This is a genomic window from Bacillus cereus group sp. Sample62, from assembly GCF_036851315.1.
GTDB lineage: Bacteria > Bacillota > Bacilli > Bacillales > Bacillaceae_G > Bacillus_A > Bacillus_A wiedmannii.
Map to the genome: position 1 here is coordinate 1,328,935 of NZ_JAFLPK010000001.1, position 16,065 is coordinate 1,344,999.

The following is a 16,065-nucleotide window of genomic DNA, read 5'->3' on the forward strand; positions in this document are numbered from 1 at the left end:
TATGTTTACGATGGTACAGAAGCTTTGGCTTACAGTAGTATGTGCAGTATGTGTAACAGTTTCCTTTCTTTATTTTGTATCTTTATACTCGTATGAAAAACTATACGTTGATAATTTAAAAGATTCATTAGTAATGGAAGGGAAGCGTCTTGCTGCGCAATATGATAAGCGTGAAGGAATAGCAACTTTTGAAGAGAAAGTAAGAGCATTTGATCAAATATCTAGTTCAGATGTTCTTTTCGTATCTAATCCGCGTGATTTAAGCGCGTGTTTACCTTTTGATGTGCATCATCATTCTCTTATAAGTGAAGGGGACAGGCAAGCGTTATTAGATGGAAAAACTGTGAAAAAGATAGGGTATGAGGAACATTTTGACCGAAATATTATGGGGGTTGTCATCCCTGTTTTAGAAAATAAAAAGTTAGTTGGCATTGTATATTCTTATATTCCTTTAAAAAGTATAAAAGACTTAATATATGATATGGGCCTTATTTTAGCACCGTTAGCACTTGCTATGACTTTACTGACAATATGGATTGGTAGAAAGATTATTATTGCTATTACGAGACCGCTTTCGCAAATGGAACGAGTTGCCAATCATTTGGCTACGGGAGATTTCTCAGAACGGATTACAATTTCTTCCGAAGATGAAATTGGACGATTAGGAAAGGCATTTAATAAAATGGCAAATTCTTTAGAGACAGAAGACGTAAAGCGTAAGGAATTTTTAGCTAACGTTTCGCATGAACTAAGAACACCGCTTAGTTATATAAAAGGATATAGTGAAGCTATTTTAGATGGTGTAGCGAAGGGACCACAGCAGGAAAAAGTAACACAGCTCATTCATAAAGAAGCGGGTCGTATGCAGCGTCTCGTTCATGATTTATTAGATTTAGCACAATTAGAAGGTGAACATTTTCCGTTAAAGAAACAACCTATCGTTTTTTCACAATTGATTGAAGATGTGTTAGATACGTATGAGATTAAGTTTATAGAAAAGAAAATTCGTATTTCAACAAATTTAAATCCAGAAATCATTGTAATGATTGATGAGGATCGTATGCAACAAGTGCTTCATAACGTGTTAGATAATGCGATACGGTATACAAATCAAAACGGGGATATTGTGATAACACTCAGGCAGATAGATGAGTACTGTGAATTAAACATAAAAGATACAGGAATCGGTATTGAAACAGAGCATTTAGAAAATCTTGGTGAACGTTTTTACCGCGTTGATAAAGCGAGAAGTCGTCAACATGGTGGAACAGGTTTAGGCCTTGCCATTGTTAGACAAATTGTTCATATACATGATGGACAGTGGCGAATTGAAAGTGAAAAAGGGCATGGAACGACGGTTAGTATTAAATTGAAAATACAAGTTGAAGAAAGCATGTTCTAACGTGAAGGACATGCTTTTCTTCATGAGTGCAAACGAATAGAGGAATAAATATAAATTAATATCAAATAAATATTAAAAATTTGACGATTTTATGAACAAAACGTTTGTACTTCTTACCAATTCGTTCTAAAATAGTTATGATGCAAAGTTCTTATAAATCGTTTCAATTGTTGTTTGGAAGATACTGAGGTGATTTAACTGGAGTACAAATCTATTAAACCGAAAAAGATTTACGAAGAAGTATCTGAAGCTATTTTAACAATGATTAAAAATGGTACGTTAAAACCTGGTGACAAACTACTTCCTGTACATCAATTAGCTGAGCAGTTTCAAGTTGGTAGATCTGCTGTTCGTGAAGCGCTAAGTGCGCTAAGAGCAATGGGCTTAATTGAGATGAAACAAGGAGAAGGTACATATGTGAAGAATTTCGATTCTTCTTCATTAACAAAATCATTAAACAATAAATTATTAATGAAGAAAGAAGATATTTTGAACTTATTAGAAGTACGAAAGGTGCTTGAAGTGGGGGCAGTTCGAGCAGCTGCGGCAAAACGTACGGAAGATAATTTGCAAAATATGAAGCATTGGTTAGATGAAATGGCAAAGAGCATTGGGGATGAAAAGGCTGGCGAAAAAGCAGATTTTCAGTTCCATATGGGAATTGCGGAGTCTTCGCATAATAACATTTTGCTTGAACTCATGAATCACGTTTCAGAGATGATTGCTGAAACGATTGGTGAATCAAGACGCATTATTTTATATGGTGAACAAACAACATCAGAACGACTTATAGAAGAGCATCAAGTTATATATGATGCAGTGTTAAAGCAAGATGTAGAATTAGCGCAGCAAGCAATGCTAGATCATTTAACAAATGTAGAACATATTGTCACAGGTAAAAACGATATAAATTCGTAATTTAATCTTTTAAAAATCAAATTTTTTGATAAAATAGAGAAAGATTAAGTAAGCGTTTTCTTTAGAAGAGGGAGAGGATAGGCCATGGTTGAGCCTACTTCTTCTTTTCTCAGTCATCTGATGACCATATGTTTGTTGGTGGAGTTGTAAAAAGGGGGAGTAATAATTATGAAAGTTACTTTATTTGTTACTTGTTTAGTCGATATGTTTGAAACAAACGTCGGCAAAGCAACAGTTGAAGTGTTGGAGCGTTTAGGTTGTGAAATTGAATTTCCAGAAGCACAAGTTTGTTGTGGTCAGCCTGCTTATAATAGCGGCCATGTAGAAGCAGCAAAAGAAGCGATGAAACATATGATTGAAACTTTTGAAGATGCAGAATATATCGTTACACCATCTGGTTCTTGTGCGACAATGTTTCATGAGTATCCGCATGTTTTTAAAGATGATCCGAAGTGGGCTAAACGTGCACAAAAGGTTGCTGATAAAACATATGAATTTACACAATTTATTGTAGATGTTTTAAAAGTGACAGATGTTGGTGCAAGCTTACCAGGGATAGCTACTATTCATAAATCTTGTCATATGACACGCCTGCTTGGAGTAAAAGAGGCACCAGGAATTTTATTATCAAACGTAAAAGGATTAACTGTGAGAGAACTGCCAAACGAACAAAATTGTTGTGGGTTTGGGGGAACGTTTTCAGTGAAGATGACTCCAATTTCTGAGCAAATGGTAGATGAAAAGGTAGATAGTGCAATGGAAACAGGTGCTGATTATTTAATCGGTGCAGATTGTGGGTGTTTGTTAAACATTGGCGGACGTATTGAGCGTTTAGGAAAAGAAATAAAAGTAATGCATATTGCTGAGGTACTAAATAGTCGCTCATGAAGGGGGAACATAAGCTATGTCTATGAAAATCAGTGAGAAAAAATTTAATGATCGCGTTGGCGATGGAATTCAAGATTCTTTTATGCGCGGAGCAGTATCTTCTGCACAAACGCGCTTATATACGAACCGCTTAAAAGCAGCGGACGAATTAGGAAACTGGGAAGAGTGGCGTGAACTAGGTGAAGAAATTCGCCAACATACGTTAGAAAATCTTGATTATTATTTAATGGAGTTAAGTGAAAATGTATCTAAAAGAGGCGGACACGTGTACTTTGCGAAAACGAAAGAGGATGCAGCAAAGTATATTCAAGACGTTGCAAAAAAGAAGCAAGCGAAGAAAGTTGTAAAATCAAAATCAATGGTAACTGAAGAAATTAGTATGAATCATGCCCTTGAAGAGATTGGTTGTGAAGTGTTAGAAAGTGACTTAGGAGAGTATATTCTGCAAGTAGATAACGATCCACCTTCACATATTATTGCGCCTGCACTTCATAAAAATAGAGCACAAATTCGTGATGTATTTAAAGAAAAGCTTGGCTATGAAAATTCTGATGATCCATACGAAATGACAAAGTTTGTTCGTAAACAACTTCGTGAGAAATTTATGGATGCAGAAATTGGTGTGACAGGTTGTAACTTTGCAGTTGCAAATACTGGCTCTCTTTGTTTAGTAACGAACGAAGGTAATGCCGATCTTGTTATGTCGATTCCGAAAACTCAAATTGCAGTAATGGGTATGGAACGTATGGTTCCGACAATGGAAGAATTAGATGTTTTAGTGGGTTTACTATGTCGTAGCGCAGTAGGGCAAAAATTAACAAGTTATGTAACTGTAGCGGGACCAATTCAAGAAGAGGAAGTAGATGGACCAGAAGAATTCCACTTAGTTGTTGTTGATAATGGCCGCTCTCAAATTCTTGGATCTGAATTCCGCTCAGTATTGCAATGTATTCGTTGTGCTGCTTGTGTTAACGTATGTCCTGTATATCGTCACGTTGGTGGACATTCGTATGGTTCTATATACTCAGGACCAATCGGTGCGGTATTAACACCACTTTTAGGCGGATATGATGATTACAAAGAGCTTCCATATGCCTCTAGTTTATGCGGAGCGTGTACGGAAGCTTGTCCAGTAAAAATACCATTGCATGATTTATTATTAAAACATCGTCAAGTAATTGTTGAGCAAGAAGGACGTGCACCACTTGCAGAAAAATTAGCAATGAAAATGTTTAGTATGGGTGCATCTTCAGCAGCTTTATATAAAATGGGATCAAAAATGGCGCCAGCAGCAATGAGTCCATTTACATCTGGCAACCGTGTATCAAAAGGTGTTGGGCCACTTAAAAACTGGACAGATATTCGTGAATTCCCAGCTCCAAGTAAAGAACGATTCCGTGATTGGTATAAAGATCATAAGAAAGGCGGGGACAAATAATGACAGGATTAATTCAAAACCGTGAGTCCTTTCTAGATAATATTGCAAAAGAACTTGGACGTAAGCGGAAAACGGAAGGCGTAAAGCGTCCAACATGGAAAAGTAATGTGAATGTAGAAACGCTAAAAGATTATTCACAAGAAGAATTGTTAGAAGTATTTAAAAATCAATGTACAAACATTCATACAACTGTAGTGGAAACGACAAACGACCGTTTACGTGAAGATATTCAAAAAGTAATCGTGGAAAACGGCGGGGGACCTATTATGTTATCGGCAGATGAACGTTTTGATTCTTATGGATTGACTTCTTTATTTAAAGAAGAGCTTCCAAAGCAAAATGTTGAAGTGAATATATGGGATCCTGAGAAAAAAGAAGAGAATATGCGTATCGCAGAAAGAGCGAATATTGGAATCGCATTTAGTGATTATACTTTAGCTGAATCTGGTACGATTGTTGTACAAAGTCATAAAGGCCAAGGTCGTTCTTTACACTTTTTACCAACTGTTTACTTTGCTATTATTCCACGTGAAACACTTGTGCCTCGTATTACACAAGCAGTTCAGGATATGAACACACGTGTAGAAAATGGCGAGGGAGTAGCATCTTGTATTAACTTTATTACAGGACCTAGTAACTCGGCAGATATTGAAATGAATCTTGTTGTTGGAGTACACGGACCATTAAAAGCAGTATATTTCATCGTATAAAATAGGGGAAAGCAGGCCAGAAAATGGCCTGCTTTTTTAATAGAATAGAAATAATATGAAGTAGAAGTTCTCTCCTTTTTTTGCTATGTTCTTCTGGAAAGGAGAGGAAGGGATGTTCACTTATTTATATGCATTGTTAGTGGGGATGGTGTTTGGTTCTTTTTTTATGTTAATTGCGATGAGAGTACCACTTGGTGAGTCTATCATTACTCCGCGTTCACATTGTCATTATTGTAAGTATGTGCTAAAGCCAAAAGAATTGATTCCAATCATTTCTTTTTGTATACAAAGAGGACGTTGTACGAATTGTAAGAGGAAAATTTCAATTTTGTACGTAGCATTTGAACTTGTAACAGGAATGATATTTCTTCTTACTGTATATATGATTGGGGTGGAACGAGAGCTTATCATCATTATATCGCTTTTTTCGCTACTACTTATTATTTCAGTTACAGATTACATATATATGTTAATCCCCAATCGTATTTTAGTTTGGTTTGCCTGTTTACTCATTTTAGAATGTGTTTTTGTACCGTTAGTGACTTGGACAGATAGTATAGTTGGTAGTGGCGTTATATTCATTTTGTTATATTGCATGCAAAAGGTATATCCAGAAGGGCTTGGTGGAGGGGATATAAAATTACTTTCGTTACTTGGATTTATAGTGGGACTGAAAGGGATTTTTATGATTTTATTTTTAGCATCTTGCTTTAGTCTTTGTTTCTTTGGAGTTGGTATAGTATTAAAACGTATGAAAATGAGGAGCCAAATTCCTTTCGGTCCTTTTATTAGCCTTGGGGCAATATGTTACATGTTGGTCACGTATACAAAATAGAGAGGGGATAGAAAATGAATGTATATATGGATGATCAAAGAAGTTGTCCGTACGGGTATGTGCTCGCCACTACAGTAGAATGTGCTTTGCAAATGGTTCGGGATTATGATGTGAATATTCTTTCCCTTGATTTTAATATGGGATGGGGGGAAAGAAATGGATTAGATTTTGTAGAGGCTTTTTGTAAAGAGGGTTTATATGTAAATGAAATTCACCTTCATACGAATGATGTCATCGGTATGCACAAGATGAAACAGAGAATTAATAAGGGAAAGGAAGAAGGAGAAATTAATCCGCACCTTGTTGTTAAATATGTGGGGAGCTAAAAACTCCAAAGTAAAACTTTGGAGTTTTTAATGTTTCATATGTGCTTGTAACGGAATGATTTCTTCTTGTTGAGCTGCTACTAATTCAGTTTCTTCTTGTTTCACGTCAGGTTCTTTCTTTGTTAAGTAATGGTAAACCATACCGACAAATACGGACCCGCCGATAATGTTACCGATTGTAACTGGAATTAAGTTATGAATAGCACCTGCAAAAGAAATTGTCTCCGGATGCGGTGAAACTAAAGATAGAGCAAACAGTGATAAGTTTGCAATGCTATGCTCGTAACCAGATAAGAAGAATGTGAAAACGAGTAGCATCATCATCATAATTTTTGCTGTATCACCTTTAACTTGAGAAGGTAAGAAACACGCAAGACATACAAGCCAGTTACATAAAATTGCTTTAAAGAATAATTGCATTGTAGGTGTGTTCATTTTTCCTTCAACGACTTTATTCATTAAGTGACCGTGATCGATTGCTTCGAAAATGCCAGTTGCGTAAAATAGTAAGGCAAAGAATAAAGCGCCAGCTAAATTCCCTGCATAACAAGCAACCCAGTTACGAAGTGTATCAGAAATCGTTGTTTCTTTTCTTAAAGTTGCTACAGTGAAGTACATTGTGTTTCCAGTAAATAATTCAGCACCGCCATATATAATAAGTACGAGGGCAATTCCGAAAAACATAGAAGCAGCTAAATAAGTTGCTGGTGAATCTGCAATGTGAAAAAAGTTACCTAATTTAAAACATAGTACAATAATAAAACCGATATAAATACCCGCAAGTGCGGCACGAATGAAATATTGCATCGGGTTTGTATCTAGCATTTGTTTTTTGCTCTTAGCCAGTTTGACAACATAATCTAATCCTTGTTCTAGCATGAGTAATACGCTCCTTTAGTACATCATCTATAAATACTCCTTATATGAATAAAGTACATGGAATTGTTCTTAGTTTCAATAAGTTTGTGCAATATTTCACAAAAAGGACATACATACATTAAGAAAACGTTTACAAAAGATAGTATAATAGAATTTTTTCTGGACATTGAGAGGGGGAAGGAAAAAAAGAAAAAGCGCTGTAATTACAGCGCTTTTTCGTCTAAATTCTTTTCTACTTTTACTTCTACTTCTTTCGAGAAGAACCAACCGCCAACTGCGATTCCAACTAATACAATCCAGAATGTAAGTTTCCACGGAGTAGATTCTGGGAATGAATGCGGAATTACATTTAATGCAGGGTGTGCCAATGTATAGATTGCTAACTTCACACCAACCCAACCTACAATTAAGAATGCTGCAGTTTCAAGCCCTGGTTTACGTTTTAATATTTGTACGAAAGCAGTTGCTGCAAATCGCATAATGATTAATCCGATAAGTCCACCTACAAAGATAACAACGAATTGCCCAGTATCAAGACTACCAATTGTACCTAATCCTGTTTTTGGTAAAGTCATTGCTAATGCAACCGCAGCTAAAATTGAATCAACGGCGAAGGCAATATCAGCAACCTCGACTTTAAATACAGTCCACCAAAAGTTCTCTTGTTTTTTCTTTGCTTCTTTTTCTTCTGTGTCTTCATCCGTATTCTTTTTAACATACGTTTTAAATAAGTGATTACCAGCGATAAACATAAGGTAAATGGCACCGATTGCTTGCACTTGCCATACATCGACTAAGAATGAGATCATAAATAACGATCCGAATCGGAAAACAAATGCCCCCGCTAATCCGTAAAATAGTGCTTTCTTTCGTTTTTCTTCTGGTAAATGTTTTACCATAATTGCAAGAACGAGAGCGTTATCAGCCGCTAAAATCCCTTCAAGTGCAATTAGGATGAGTAATACCCAACCATACTCCAATAATAATGATACATCCATGTACATTCTCCTCTCATTTCTATAAGTACTAAATAAGTGAAGAATTTCCCCACTATTTAGTTTCCCCATACTCCTGCCTATTAACTTTGGAAGAATTTGGTAATGAATACAAAAAAGACCTCTGCCGTTAATAGGCAAAGGTCTTGCTAGACATATGTAATGAAAATGCCAACAAAGCCGGAAGAACTAAGTTCTACGTAATGACGACTTTGTTTCCAAGAAAGATTCTTGGACGCTACTCCCCTTTGGAGATATGCTATTGTACTTTCATTATATGGATAATTTATACGGTTGTCAACCTGTTAAAATATCTTCGTTCGGATATTTTATTTTTTGTTTCTTTTTACGTGCAAATGAAAAAGCCAATGTTAAAGGTCCCATCTTCCCAAAAAACATCATAAAGATGATAATAGCTTTTCCAATCATAGTTAAGTGTGGTGTGAAATTCATACTGAGACCGACAGTCCCAAATGCTGAAAATACCTCGAAAGCACTCATCAATAGAGGAACTCGCTCAGTAATACTTAAAATTAAAATAGCAAAAAAGATAAATGAAATGGAAATAATAGTGATTGTCAATGCTTTGACAATGAGAGTATCTTTAATAGATTTTTTAAACACGACAATATCATCTTGTTCTTGTAAAAATTTAAATACCCCAAAAAACATGATTAAAAAGGTTGTTAACTTAATTCCACCACCGGTTGAAGCACTACCAGCGCCAATAAACATAAGGAGCATCATTAATAGTAGGGAAGGCTTTGATAATGCAGAAATATCAACTGTATTAAACCCGGCAGTACGCGTTGAAACCGCCTGGAAATAAGCGGCCATTCCTTCTTCAAATGGGGTAAATCCTCTCATAGAAAGGGAATTGTGGAACTCGAATATAAAAATAAAAACAGTCGCAATAATATTGACGATTAGAGTAGAAGAGAGCATAAGTTTTGAGTGTAATGTAAGGTTTTTAAAATTTTTCTTTCTTTTTATATCTACGATTACTGTAAAACCAATCCCACCTAAAATAATGAGGGAGGAAATAACGAGATTGACAAGAATGCTATGAGAATGGGACATTAAATTATCGCTCCACACAGAAAAACCAGCATTGTTAAAAGCAGAGATCGAATGAAAAAAGCTATAATAGATCCCTTTAGCAATCCCGTATTTTGGTACCCATTCAAAAGAAAGAATCAAAGTAGCGATACATTCGACTGTAAAAGAGAATAAAAATAATGCTTTGGCAAGGCGAATGACGCCTCCAATGTTCGTTTGATTTAACGCTTGTTGTAACAAAATTCGGTTTTGAAGACCAATTTTTCTGCCGAGCATAATCGCAATTAAAACGGCAAAGCTCATAATGCCAAGTCCGCCCACTTGTATAAGCGTTAAAATGACACACTGTCCAAACAAAGTAAATACCTTTCCGGTGTCTACAACACCAAGCCCAGTAACAGTACAAGCAGAAACTGTTGTAAATAAAGCGTCGATCCATGAAATAGAAGTTGTTGTAGCAATTGGTAGTTTTAATAAGCATGTACCGATAACTGATAACATAATAAAAGACAAAGTAAGAACACGGGGAGGACTCATGCTAATATTAATCCGTTTCATGTTACATATCGTTCCTTTCAGTTTGCTCTTACTAGTATGTGAAAAAGCACGATTATGTATGTTAAAAATAGAAAGAGGCAGAGAATATCTGCCTCTAAGCCATAGGTTATTGTATTATCCACGTAATTGTTGTTGAGCTAAAGCGACAAGTCGTTTCGTTACTTCACCGCCAACTGAACCGTTAGAACGAGATGCTGTATTAGAACCTAAGCTAACACCGAATTCTTGTGCGATTTCATATTTAAATTGTTCAAGCGCTTGTTCTGCACCTGGAACTAGTAATTTGTTTGTTTTTACCATGTTGATACACATCCTTATAAGTAGTCCAGTTCAGCTAAGTACCTATCTAAACTGGTAACGTTATTTTATGTGGAAACGACGTACTCATACACGGAAGTAATCGGTGTGATTAGAAGTTATTGGATGAAAAAAAGAGTAGCAAATTTGCTACTCTTTTTTCAGTATTGTCGCTGTACCTTCCACGACAATATCACCTGATTGATTATATATGTTTGTTTGCAACGTAATGATTTTTTTATCGTCACGTTTTTTAATCACTTCTGCCACAACGCGAAGGGTATCGCCGATTTTGACAGGAGCACGGAATGAAACGTTTTGAGATAAATAAATCGTATTTTTTCCTGGGAGTTTCGTTCCAAGGACAGTAGAAATAAAACTTGAAACGAGCATACCATGGGCAATACGTTCTTTAAACATTGTCGTTTTTGCAAAAGAATCTAAAATATGAATAGGATTCACATCTCCAGTCAATTTTGCAAAATTGATAACGTCCTCATCCGTAATAGTTTTTGTAAGGGATGCTTGATCACCGACTTGAATCTCATCATAACGAAGCTCGGGAACAGTTTGTGCTTCTTGAAATGGATTCATTTTGGCCTCCTTCTTTTCCATATCGAAAAATGCCAGCCATCTTGATGTAGTAGGAGGAAGAAAGAGTTTTGTTTGTGCTGCAGTCAGCTCCCACATTTTTCTTACTTGATGGAAGTAAATAAATTTTTTGAGTTTTCCTCGAACTGCTTTGCGAGTTCTAGTTGTTTGGACTTGAACTCTCCCAAAAAAACATCTAACTGTTTTTGAACCTCGTCACGTTGTAATTGTTGTTGTTCAATAAATTGTTTAGTTGTTTCTTCAAATTGACCGCTAGTTTGAGTAAGAATAGACAAAGATGTTTTCGTAGGAGAAACAGTAAGTTGGTGCATTTGAGTAGAAAGTTCATTCCATTTCCCTTGCCACTCGTTAATTTGATCATTTAAAGAGTTTCCAGTTAATTGCTTCACGTAATCTGTATATTGGTTATTGAACTGAGCAGTGAATTGTTGTAGTTCTTTTTCTAGTTCATCTACTCCTGATGTTAATTTATGCAAAGCGTCTTGTTGTTGTTTTAACGTTTCTAAAGTAAGTTGTTCTAATTGTTTCCCAGCTGAAGAGAAGAGGGAAAGAGATTGAGACCAGTTTTTCCAAAATGCATCGACTAATTCGTATGGCTTAGTTTCCATTGTTTGACCTCCAAATGTTTTTTTGCATATTGTGAACGCAGATTACTCTGCTGTACCACCAGGTGAAGATGAAGAATCCTTTTCATCCTTTTCTGGAGAAGTAGAAAATGGAAAGAATGCATTGGTGTATAACGTGAAAAACGTCCGCAACATATTTTGATAATGTTCAAAAGAAGTCGCACATGTTGTTAAATATTGCTCTCCATATTCTGTTAAAGAATAAATTCGTTTCGCTGGCCCGCCTTCGCTTGTATCCCAAGTAGAAGAAATAAGGTTTTCTTTTTCTAATTTGCGTAGTGTTCTATACACATTACCTTGGTCAACAGAAGAAAAGCCGATGTCCATTAGCATTTGAATGAGTTTGTAACCATGAAGACTCCAGTCTTTTAGACAGAGAAGTAAGAAAGGAACTAAGAAGTTTTTTGGCATGGAGTTTGGTTGTTTCGCTTGGTTTTTTTCCAAACTTTCTGGGTGTTCTGGTTCATTATGTAGCATGATTGTGCATCACCTCATGAATCAGTTAGATGGAATTTTTTGCTTATAAGTGCAATTTACACCTATCTGTTTTTAATGTCAACACATTTATTGGAAAATAAAGAAAAATAAAATATAGACTTGAAGTTTTATTCAGAATATTAGAAAATAGTGAATAGGTTGAATTGTTTCAAAAACAAAAAAGGGAGTGTAGTCGAAGTGATTGATCAAAAATTCGATCCATTGCAAGCATGGAAAAATGCTTATGAACAAACCGAAACATTTTGGGGAAAAGCGCTCAATGAAACAATTAAAACAGAAGAATATTCTGCTTGGATGGGCAGCGTTCTAGATTTGAATTTGTTTTATCAAAAAGCATTAAATGATACGACAAAAAATTATTTAGAACAGGTGAATGTGCCGACGAGAGAGGATATTGCTAGAGTAGCTACGCTTGTTATCAATTTAGAAAATAAAGTTGATAACATTGAGGAAATTTTAGAAGAGAAAGTGGATTCATTAGGACAAGCTCCTACATTAAAGCGTGATGTTACGAAAGTAAAACAAGATATTCGCACGCTAGAAACGAAAGTTGATCAAATTTTGGAATTGCTAGAAAAGCAAAATGCAGTACTAGCGAAACTACAAGTACCTGTAAAAGAAGAAGTAAAGCCTGTAAATAAGCCAGAAAATAAAAAATGATAATCGCGTTTGTTTATAACGTGTAAAAGGGAAAGGGAGAATCTCTTTTTCATATATAAACAACGAAACATAATTAATATATGGACTCTATTCATATGAGTACCAAAATGATTCATAACAATCGTTCACAAATTCATTTAAGGGGGAAAAGAAATGGTTCAATTAAATGGCAAAGTAGCAATCGTAACAGGTGGGGCAAAAGGAATTGGAAAAGCAATTACAGTAGCATTAGCACAAGAGGGAGCAAAAGTAGTTATTAACTATAACAGTAGTAAAGAAGCAGCTGAAAACTTAGTAAATGAATTAGGAAAAGAAGGACATGACGTTTATGCAGTTCAAGCGGATGTTTCTAAAGTAGAAGATGCAAACAGACTTGTAGAAGAAGCTGTGAATCATTTTGGTAAAGTTGATATCCTTGTTAATAATGCTGGTATTACAAGAGATCGTACATTCAAAAAATTAAATCGTGAAGATTGGGAGCGCGTAATTGACGTGAACTTAAGCAGTGTATTTAATACAACAAGCGCGGTACTTCCATACATATCGGAAGCAGAAGAAGGAAGAATCATTAGTATTTCTTCTATCATTGGCCAAGCTGGTGGATTTGGACAAACAAACTACTCAGCAGCAAAAGCAGGTATGTTAGGATTTACAAAATCATTAGCGTTAGAACTTGCAAGAACAAATGTAACTGTAAACGCAATTTGCCCAGGATTTATTGATACTGAAATGGTAGCAGAAGTACCAGAAGAAGTACGTCAAAAAATCGTTGCGAAAATCCCGAAAAAACGTTTTGGTCAAGCTGATGAAATTGCAAAAGGTGTAGTATATCTATGCCGTGACGGTGCGTATATCACAGGTCAGCAATTAAACATTAACGGCGGATTATACATGTAATGAAGTAAGAAAAAAGTGCATATCCATAGCAGGAATGCACTTCTTTTTTTAGAAAGAAATTGACCAAAAAGGAGATAGAAAAATGACTACATTCGTAACGGAATGGGAAAAGCAATTGGAGTTGTACCCAGAAGAATATCGTAAAGCATATCGCCGTGTGAAAAGAGCGAGCGAAGTTTTATTACGCGAACCAGAACCACAAGTTGGTTTAACACCGAAAGAAGTTATTTGGACGAAGAATAAAACGAAGCTGTATCGTTACATTCCAAAACAAGAAAAAACACAGAGAGTTCCAATCCTATTAATATACGCGCTTATTAATAAACCGTATATTATGGATTTAACTCCAGGAAATAGTTTAGTGGAATATTTAGTAGATCGTGGTTTTGATGTGTATATGCTTGATTGGGGCACATTTGGTTTAGAAGATAGTCATTTGAAATTTGATGATTTCGTGTTCGATTATATTGCAAAAGCAGTGAAGAAAGTAATGAGAACTGCGAAATCGGATGAGATTTCTTTACTTGGTTATTGCATGGGTGGAACGCTAACTTCTATTTATGCGGCACTTCATCCGCACATGCCAATTCGCAACTTAATCTTTATGACAAGTCCATTTGATTTCTCTGAAACAGGATTATACGGTCCTTTATTAGATGAGAAATATTTCAATTTAGATAAAGCGGTTGATACATTCGGAAATATTCCGCCAGAAATGATTGATTTCGGAAATAAGATGTTAAAACCAATTACAAACTTTGTAGGTCCATATGTTGCTTTACTCGATCGTTCAGAAAATGAGCGCTTCGTCGAAAGCTGGAAATTAGTTCAAAAGTGGGTTGGTGACGGTATTCCATTCCCAGGTGAATCGTATAGACAATGGATTCGTGATTTTTATCAAAATAATAAATTAGTGAAAGGCGAACTCGTTATTCGCGGACAAAAGGTAGACCTTGCAAATATTAAGGCGAATGTCTTAAATATTTCTGCGAAACGTGACCATATAGCGCTGCCATGCCAAGTAGAAGCTTTACTAGATCATATTTCTAGCACAGATAAACAATATGTATGTTTACCAACGGGACATATGTCGGTTGTTTACGGTGGAACAGCAGTAAAACAAACATATCCGACGGTTGGAAATTGGCTGGAGGCGCGTTCTAATTAAAAAAAATCCAACTAGCGTATGTTAGTTGGATTTTTTTATGGGAAATAACAAAACATAGAAAGGAGAAATTTATATTTTAGGAGTATAATTATGAAACTTATGACTGGTAAGTTGTTTTGGAATACAGGAGTTTCTATACCTTGTTATCCAACGTTAGAAAATGATATGATATGTGATGTGCTTGTAGTCGGAAGCGGAGAAGCAGGTGCTCATATAGCGTATTCGTTAGCGAAAATTGGAATGCGTGTTACGCTCATTGAAAAACGAGCAATCGCATGTGGTAGCACAGCTGCTAATACAGGTTTACTACAATTTCTTCATGATAAATCGCTAACCTCACTTATCCATACATTTGGTGAAAAAAAGGGGGTACGAGCATATAAGCTTTGTTACGAAGCGCTACGAACAATGGAGCAAGTTGTACCGACTCTCGATATTGATCCCCAGTTTATTCCGCGAAGTAGTTTGTATTATGCAAGTAGAAATGAGGATGTATCGTTTTTACAAGAAGAATATAATACGTTACGCCATTATGGATTCCCGGTTGAATATTTTACCGATTCACATATGAAGAAGAAGTATTCATTTATAAAACAAGCAGCGTTATATACGCATGGTGATGCCGAAGTGAATCCGTATTTATTAGCACATAGCCTTTTGCATAAAGCAAATCAAATGGGAGCTACTATACTTGAGCATACAGAGGCCATACATATAAAAAAACGCCAAAATGATTTAATTTGTTACACGAAAACAGGAAATCAAATTGTAGCAAAGAATATTATTATGGCGACAGGTTATGAAGCACTTTTCGGAAAGAAAGAAAAAAATACAACAGTGGAAACATCATATGCAGTTGTGACAAATAAGGTAGATTCATTTGAAGGCTGGCATGAACAATCATTAATTTGGGAAACAGCACGGCCTTACTTATATTTTCGAACGTATCAAAACCGTATTATTGTAGGCGGATTAGATGAAGCAATGCAAATTCAAACAATTGGTGATACGAAATTATTGCATAAGCGTGATATCCTTATTAACATTGTAAAAGAGATGTTCCCGCAGTATAAGAATATACAGGCAGAGTACTATTGGGCGGCAGCATTTGGCGGTAGTCATGATGGTCTCCCTATTTTAAAAGAAGACAAAGAGATACATAATTTATTTTACGCATTGCCGTATGGAGGTAATGGAACTGTGTATGGAATGGTATTTGCCAAATTATTTGAGCAGTTATTTACAAATAAAGAAAGTGAAGATTTTTCTTTATTTAATCGATAGAAAAAAAGGTAGCGA

Annotated in this window: 18 protein-coding genes and 1 riboswitch; of the genes, 11 read left to right on the plus strand and 7 right to left on the minus strand. The window is 35.7% G+C overall.

What is annotated here, in order from left to right; translation table 11 throughout:
• Nucleotide 1 precedes the first annotated feature (1 nt).
• The 7 genes from J0835_RS06655 (at nucleotide 2) to J0835_RS06685 (ending at nucleotide 6,517) form a co-directional block, all read left to right on the plus strand.
• Complete coding sequence (locus tag J0835_RS06655) at nucleotides 2-1,402, plus strand: sensor histidine kinase (protein ID WP_087979868.1); 1,401 nt, start codon at nucleotides 2-4, stop codon at nucleotides 1,400-1,402.
• 228 nt (nucleotides 1,403-1,630) lie between these two features.
• Nucleotides 1,631-2,320, plus strand: coding sequence for a FadR/GntR family transcriptional regulator (locus tag J0835_RS06660; RefSeq protein WP_254913065.1), 690 nt, complete (start codon nucleotides 1,631-1,633; stop codon nucleotides 2,318-2,320).
• Between the two features lie 168 nt (nucleotides 2,321-2,488).
• The gene (locus J0835_RS06665; protein WP_000869144.1) at nucleotides 2,489-3,208 is read left to right on the plus strand and encodes a (Fe-S)-binding protein; all 720 of its coding nucleotides are present in this window, start codon (nucleotides 2,489-2,491) and stop codon (nucleotides 3,206-3,208) included.
• Nucleotides 3,209-3,224: 16 nt separating this feature from the next.
• Nucleotides 3,225-4,646 carry a LutB/LldF family L-lactate oxidation iron-sulfur protein gene (locus tag J0835_RS06670; protein WP_087979869.1) on the plus strand — a complete coding sequence of 474 codons (1,422 nt, stop codon included), beginning with the start codon at nucleotides 3,225-3,227 and terminating at the stop codon, nucleotides 4,644-4,646.
• The gene (locus J0835_RS06675) at nucleotides 4,646-5,356 is read left to right on the plus strand and encodes a LutC/YkgG family protein (RefSeq protein ID WP_087979870.1); all 711 of its coding nucleotides are present in this window, start codon (nucleotides 4,646-4,648) and stop codon (nucleotides 5,354-5,356) included. The genes J0835_RS06670 and J0835_RS06675 overlap by 1 nt, the downstream gene beginning before the upstream one ends.
• Before the next feature lie 112 nt (nucleotides 5,357-5,468).
• Nucleotides 5,469-6,191 (plus strand): prepilin peptidase, encoded by a 723-nt coding sequence (locus J0835_RS06680; RefSeq protein WP_087979871.1) that lies wholly within the window; start codon nucleotides 5,469-5,471, stop codon nucleotides 6,189-6,191.
• Nucleotides 6,192-6,205: 14 nt separating this feature from the next.
• Entirely contained in the window at nucleotides 6,206-6,517 is a 312-nt protein-coding gene (locus J0835_RS06685; protein ID WP_087979872.1) for a cyclic-phosphate processing receiver domain-containing protein, read from the plus strand.
• A 27-nt stretch (nucleotides 6,518-6,544) separates the two neighbouring features.
• Here the strand turns inward: J0835_RS06685 and J0835_RS06690 are convergent, their stop codons facing one another.
• The 7 genes from J0835_RS06690 to phaQ form a co-directional block, all read right to left on the minus strand.
• Nucleotides 6,545-7,396, minus strand: coding sequence for a formate/nitrite transporter family protein (locus J0835_RS06690; RefSeq protein ID WP_087957942.1), 852 nt, complete (start codon nucleotides 7,394-7,396; stop codon nucleotides 6,545-6,547).
• Between the two features lie 203 nt (nucleotides 7,397-7,599).
• Nucleotides 7,600-8,394 carry a TerC family protein gene (locus tag J0835_RS06695; RefSeq protein ID WP_000383309.1) on the minus strand — a complete coding sequence of 265 codons (795 nt, stop codon included), beginning with the start codon at nucleotides 8,392-8,394 and terminating at the stop codon, nucleotides 7,600-7,602.
• Nucleotides 8,395-8,484: 90 nt separating this feature from the next.
• Nucleotides 8,485-8,650, minus strand: a riboswitch (yybP-ykoY riboswitch).
• A 38-nt stretch (nucleotides 8,651-8,688) separates the two neighbouring features.
• Nucleotides 8,689-10,008, minus strand: coding sequence for a TrkH family potassium uptake protein (locus J0835_RS06700; protein WP_087979873.1), 1,320 nt, complete (start codon nucleotides 10,006-10,008; stop codon nucleotides 8,689-8,691).
• Between the two features lie 114 nt (nucleotides 10,009-10,122).
• The gene (locus J0835_RS06705; protein ID WP_000241212.1) at nucleotides 10,123-10,308 is read right to left on the minus strand and encodes an alpha/beta-type small acid-soluble spore protein; all 186 of its coding nucleotides are present in this window, start codon (nucleotides 10,306-10,308) and stop codon (nucleotides 10,123-10,125) included.
• Nucleotides 10,309-10,455: 147 nt separating this feature from the next.
• Nucleotides 10,456-10,899 carry a MaoC family dehydratase gene (locus tag J0835_RS06710; RefSeq protein WP_087979874.1) on the minus strand — a complete coding sequence of 148 codons (444 nt, stop codon included), beginning with the start codon at nucleotides 10,897-10,899 and terminating at the stop codon, nucleotides 10,456-10,458.
• Between the two features lie 101 nt (nucleotides 10,900-11,000).
• Nucleotides 11,001-11,525 (minus strand): polyhydroxyalkanoic acid inclusion protein PhaP, encoded by a 525-nt coding sequence (gene phaP, locus J0835_RS06715; protein WP_000448584.1) that lies wholly within the window; start codon nucleotides 11,523-11,525, stop codon nucleotides 11,001-11,003.
• 42 nt (nucleotides 11,526-11,567) lie between these two features.
• A complete protein-coding gene (gene phaQ / locus J0835_RS06720; protein WP_000903018.1) occupies nucleotides 11,568-12,020 on the minus strand; it encodes a poly-beta-hydroxybutyrate-responsive repressor in 453 nt (150 codons plus the stop codon).
• 198 nt (nucleotides 12,021-12,218) lie between these two features.
• Here phaQ and phaR point away from each other — a divergent pair, with 198 nt between their 5' ends.
• The 4 genes from phaR to J0835_RS06740 all read left to right on the plus strand — a co-directional run bounded on the left by phaR (nucleotide 12,219) and on the right by J0835_RS06740 (nucleotide 16,050).
• A complete protein-coding gene (gene phaR, locus J0835_RS06725; protein ID WP_076536096.1) occupies nucleotides 12,219-12,701 on the plus strand; it encodes a polyhydroxyalkanoic acid synthase subunit PhaR in 483 nt (160 codons plus the stop codon).
• Between the two features lie 153 nt (nucleotides 12,702-12,854).
• Nucleotides 12,855-13,598 carry an acetoacetyl-CoA reductase gene (locus J0835_RS06730; RefSeq protein ID WP_002117312.1) on the plus strand — a complete coding sequence of 248 codons (744 nt, stop codon included), beginning with the start codon at nucleotides 12,855-12,857 and terminating at the stop codon, nucleotides 13,596-13,598.
• A gap of 82 nt (nucleotides 13,599-13,680) precedes the next feature.
• Complete coding sequence (phaC, locus tag J0835_RS06735; protein ID WP_087979875.1) at nucleotides 13,681-14,766, plus strand: class III poly(R)-hydroxyalkanoic acid synthase subunit PhaC; 1,086 nt, start codon at nucleotides 13,681-13,683, stop codon at nucleotides 14,764-14,766.
• A 90-nt stretch (nucleotides 14,767-14,856) separates the two neighbouring features.
• Entirely contained in the window at nucleotides 14,857-16,050 is a 1,194-nt protein-coding gene (locus J0835_RS06740; RefSeq protein WP_087979876.1) for an NAD(P)/FAD-dependent oxidoreductase, read from the plus strand.
• The last annotated feature ends 15 nt before the right edge of the window (nucleotides 16,051-16,065 follow it).